This window comes from Halorubrum sp. Ea1, assembly GCF_002252965.1.
Classification (GTDB): domain Archaea; phylum Halobacteriota; class Halobacteria; order Halobacteriales; family Haloferacaceae; genus Halorubrum.
Genome location: NZ_NHPG01000039.1, coordinates 13,784 through 14,036 on the forward strand (window position 1 = coordinate 13,784; position 253 = coordinate 14,036).

1 protein-coding gene is annotated in these 253 nt (G+C 75.5%); it reads right to left on the reverse strand.

Annotated features, from left to right (window positions below; genetic code table 11):
* Nucleotides 1–45 precede the first annotated feature (45 nt).
* Nucleotides 46–253, reverse strand: a 208-nt coding sequence (locus DJ73_RS20580; protein ID WP_217900423.1) for a hypothetical protein, incomplete at its 5' end; no start/stop codon positions are given.

The window sequence follows — 253 nt, forward strand, 5'->3', positions numbered from 1 at the left end:
CGACGCCGCCGGCGACGCGGAGCCAGTCGCGTCGCGTCCGTTCGGTCATGGGGTCCGGTTCGCGGGTGAGGATAAAAAGGCATGGCGCTCGGACGCGGGCGGCAGGGCGGCGCGCGGGAACCGATCCCGCGGCGAAAAGCACTCGTGGCTCGCGGCCGCACCGCTCGCCGTCATGAACTTGTCCCCGATACCCCCCGCGGTCGCGGCGGTCGCCGCGGTCGCGACCGCCGCGACGCGTCGCCTCCCGCCCCTG